At 73.9% G+C, this 4,393-nt stretch carries 3 protein-coding genes; 2 read left to right on the top strand and 1 reads right to left on the bottom strand.

The features are described from left to right. On the top strand, positions 1-1,683 hold a 1,683-nt coding region (locus E9998_RS25615), incomplete at its 5' end, for an SCO7613 C-terminal domain-containing membrane protein (protein WP_204745651.1). Between the two features lie 99 nt (positions 1,684-1,782). On the opposite strand, the gene dxs is transcribed toward E9998_RS25615, so the two are convergent. Continuing rightward, a complete protein-coding gene (dxs, locus tag E9998_RS24930; RefSeq protein ID WP_204745650.1) occupies positions 1,783-3,705 on the bottom strand; it encodes a 1-deoxy-D-xylulose-5-phosphate synthase in 1,923 nt (640 codons plus the stop codon). A gap of 330 nt (positions 3,706-4,035) precedes the next feature. Here dxs and E9998_RS24925 point away from each other — a divergent pair. Further along, the coding region (locus tag E9998_RS24925; RefSeq protein WP_136532460.1) for a hypothetical protein at positions 4,036-4,393 on the top strand (358 nt) is incomplete at its 3' end.

Raw genomic sequence — 4,393 nt, 5'->3', positions numbered from 1 at the left:
CTGTGGGCCTCGCGGCTCCTCACCTGCGGCGCCGTCGTCGCCGGATGCTCGGCGGGCCTGCGCGCCGCCTTCGGGCTCGACGGCCCCGTGGTGCCGCCGATCGCCGCCGCCGTCGCGCTCCTCGCCGCCGCGAACCTCTTCGGCCTGCACCTCGCCCGCCGCATCGGCGTGTCCGTCACGACGATGCTCATCGCCGCCTCCGCGGCCGGCTCACTCGTCCTGTGCGCGTGGACGCTCGCGATCCGCTCCGACGCACCCGAACTCACGGTGCCCTCGCTGGCGCTCCTCGCCGCGGGCGTCGTCGCCATAGCGGTCGGCGGCGCGGGCGGCAAGGTCACGTGGCCGCTCGCCACGGCCGCCGCCGCCGGGCTCGCCGCACTCGCCGCGTTCGCGACCGTCGCCTTCGACGCGCCCGACCTCATCGCCTACCTCGTGGTCTTCCTCGCCGCCCGCCTCATCGCGCCCCTCGTGGCCGAGCCGGTCGGCGGGGCGCTCCGCATCGCGTCGTACCTCGTGGGCTCCGGCACGGCCGCCGCCGCCGCGATCGCCGCCCTCAGCGGCTTCGCCGTCCTGCTCGACCTCGCCGAACCCGGCGGGCTCTTCACGTGGGAGGTTCCGTTCGTCCTGGCGGCGCTCGCCGTCGCCTCGGTGCTGCTCCCCCGCCGCCACCGCGTCGACGCCGCCGCCCTGGCGGTCACGTTCGCCGTCGTCGCCGGCTCGATCCTGCTGTGGAGCACCGACGAGGCCCGCTTCGACGCGCTCCCCACGGTCGGCTTCCTCGTGTGCGCCCTCATCGGGCTCGCCGCCGCGATCGGCTCCGGCACGCTCGCGGGCCGGTGCACCGGCTGGGTCGCGGTCGCCGTGTGGGCCCCGATCACCGCCGGGTCGACCGCCGGGACCGAGACGCTCGACCCCGGTGAGGGATGGATCCCGCTGTGGCTCACCGCGACCGCCGCGGCCATGCTCGTCTTCGCCGTCGGCGCGCCCCGCAAGAGCCGACCCGACCGGGTGCTCGCGGCGATCCTCGCCCACGTCCTGGCGGGCGCCTCGATCGGCTCGGCCGCGCTCTCGGAGTGGTTCGGCGACCTGTTCTCCTCCTACGACCGGACCCTGTTCCTGCCCACCCAGCTCGGGATCTACACGCTGGCGCTCACGGGCGCGGCGATCATGGCGCCGGTCCGCAAGTGGGGCTACGCCATCGCCGCCCTGTGCACCGGCACGCTCGGCTGGTGGGCGCTCCTGGCGGCCCAGGACGTCACGGTCCTGGAGGCCTACACGGCCATGCCCGCCGCGATCCTGTTCGGACTCGGACTGTGGCGCCTGGAACGTCGCCCCCAGGCCGGCTCGTGGTCGACGCTCGCCGCGCCGCTCCTCATCGGCATCGTGCCGAGCCTCCTCGCGGCCCTCGGAGACGGCAACGCGGTCCGCCGCGTCGCCCTGGGCGCGGCCGTGATCGCCGTGATCATCGCGGGCCTGCACCGGCGCTGGCAGGCGCCCCTGGTGCTCGGCTCGATCACGCTGCTCATCCTCACCGTCAACGAGCTGACCCTGCTGTGGCACCTGATCCCCGTGTGGATTCCGCCCGCCATCGGCGGCGTCATCCTCATCGGCGCGGGCGCGACCTTCGAGCGGCGCCGCCGCGACGTCGCCCGCATCAGGGACGGGTTGAAGTCGATGCGCTAGCGGTGCAACCGGACGCCGCGGTGGCGGCGTCCTCAATGTGCAGCACCCAGCGCGGCGGGTCCCCCACGGGGGCCCGCCGCGTCGCGTTCTCGGGAATCGTCAGTGGTGGTGCGCTTCGGCTTCGCCGCGGCGGTGGACCTCGCCCGCGAGGCGGTCGGCGATCGCGGTCGGTGTGAGGCCGAGGTCGGCGAGGAGCTGGGCGCGGGTGCCGTGGGGGTGCCAGCCGCGTTCGACGGCGAAGTCGACCAGGGGCACCTCCTCGCCGGCGTCGCGCAGCGACTGGGCGAGCGCGTCGCCGAAGCCGCCGGTGCGGATGCCGTCCTCGATGGTGGCGACCAGCGGGTACTGCCCGGCGAGCTTGACGAGCGGCGCGGGCACCGGGGAGATCCAGCGGGGGTCGACGACGGTGGCGCGGATGCCCTGCTCGGCGAGGAGGGTCGCGACCTCGACGCCGAGGCCGGCGAAGGAGCCGCAGGCGACGATGAGGAGCTCGTCGTCCTCGTGCTTGACGAGCACGTCGACGCCCTCGTGCGACTCGACCGCGACGAGGTCGGCCTCGGGGACCGCGCCGGTCGGGAAGCGCAGCATGGTGGGGCCGTCGTCCACCGAGAGGGCCTCGGCGAGCTCCTCGCGCAGCGAGGCGGCGTCGCGCGGGGCCGCGATGCGCAGGCCCGGGACGACGCGGAAGATCGAGGTATCCCAGATGCCGTAGTGGCTGGGCCCGTCCGGGCCGGTGATCCCGGCGCGGTCGAGGACGAAGGTCACCGGGAGGCGGTGCATGGCGACGTCGAGCACGGTCTGGTCGAAGGCGCGGTTCATGAAGGTGGAGTAGACGGCCACGACCGGGTGCATCCCGTTCATGGCGAGCCCGGCGGCCGAGGTCACGGCGTGCTGCTCGGCGATGCCGACGTCGAAGACGCGCTCGGGGTGGCGCTTCATGAGCTTGTCGACGCCGGTCGGGCCGGGCATCGCGGCGGTGATGGCGACGAGTTCGGGGCGCAGGTTCGCCTGGGCGACGAGCTCGTCGGCGAACACGCCGGTCCAGCGGCGCTTGGAGGAGCCGGTGGGCTCGCCGGTGATCGGGTCGAACGCGGGCGGGGAGTGCATCTGCTCGGCCTCGTCGGCGCGGGCGGGGGCCCAGCCGCGGCCCTTCTCGGTGAGGGCGTGGACGATGACGGGGCCGCCGAAGCGCTTGGCGCGCTCCAGCGCCTCGGTGAGCTCGGCGATGTCGTGCCCGTCGACGGGACCGACGTACTTGATGCCGAGGTCGGAGAACATGCCCTGCGGGGCGACGGCGTCCTTGATCCCGGTCTTGGCGGCGTGCAGGCCCGCGTACGCGGCGCGTCCGAACACGGGGATCTTCTCGACCAGCTCCTGGATGCGGCGCAGGGCCGGCTCGTAGCCGGGGTTCAGGCGCAGGCCCGAGAGGCGCTTGGCGAGGCCGCCGACGGTCGGCGCGTACGAGCGGCCGTTGTCGTTGACGACGATGACGAGCTTGAGGTCCTCGCGGGCGGCGATGTTGTTGAGCGCCTCCCAGCACATGCCGCCGGTGAGGGCGCCGTCGCCGACGAGGGCCACGACGTGGCGGTCGGAGCCGGAGAGCGCGTGGGCCTTGGCGAGGCCGTCTGCGTAGGAGAGCGCCGTGGAGGCGTGGGAGTTCTCGACCAGGTCGTGGGGGGACTCGGCGCGGCTGGGGTAGCCGGTGAGGCCGTCGCGGCCGCGGAGGCCGTCGAACCGCCGCGCCCGGCCGGTGAGCGCCTTGTGCACGTACGACTGGTGACCGGTGTCGAAGACGACCTGGTCGTGCGGGGAGTCGAAGACCCGGTGGATCGCCATGGTCAGCTCGACGACGCCGAGGTTGGGGCCGATGTGCCCGCCGGTGAGGGCGACGGCGCCGATGAGGAACTCGCGGAGCTCGTCGGCGAGCGGCGCGAGGTCGGCCTCGTCCAGCGACTTGAAATCGGCCAGCCTGCCGATGCCTGACAGCAGCGGGCCCATCTCGGGTGCGTCGTGCGAGTTCATGAGACGGAAGTCTAACGGTGACACCGCGGGCGCGGTACCGCCGCGAGGGCCGCTGGGACGTGTCTCATGAGGTGCCGGCGGCGGTGCGAGGGGCCCCGCGGAAGGCCTTCGGGGGCTCACGGTTCGCGCGGCGGACCGTCACGGGTGCACGTTCTCGACCGGTTTCGCAGGGCCGCACGGAAAGTTCATCCGAAGGAGGGACACCGCGGCGGGTCGGCGGTTCGCCGGGCCCGCCGGGCGGGCCCGAGTGTCGCAAAAACGTCACTCCCCGAAAGGGACACGCCGTGCGAAAGACCGCCCCCTTCGTGATCGAAATGTGATCATCCCAACATGGACCTCATCGACCTGCACCAGAACACGGAATGGCCCGCGCGCCTCGATCAGGTGCTGAGCTCCTCGCCGGTCGACTGGGCCGACCGGCGCACGACCGTCCAGACCGTCGCCCCGCCCGGCCTGGCCCGCCTCCAGCGGATGTCGGCGGTGCCGCGCTTCGACCTCGACGCGGTCGACCCCGAGGTGTACGAGGGCATCCTGGAGGACGCCCTGGCCGCCGCCGCCCGCGGCGGCGCGGTGTACACCGAGCTGCGACTGCCCCAGGAGTCGGTGGTGTACCCGCAGTTCATGGAGCGCTTCGAGGCCGCCCGCTCCAGCGTCGCCGAGCAGTACCCGGGCTTCGACGCGGGCGCGG

This window comes from Glycomyces paridis (assembly GCF_004912155.1).
Taxonomy (GTDB): domain Bacteria; phylum Actinomycetota; class Actinomycetes; order Mycobacteriales; family Micromonosporaceae; genus Glycomyces; species Glycomyces paridis.
Note: the sequence above shows the minus strand (reverse complement) of the source record. Positions and strands in the feature narration are given on the sequence as shown.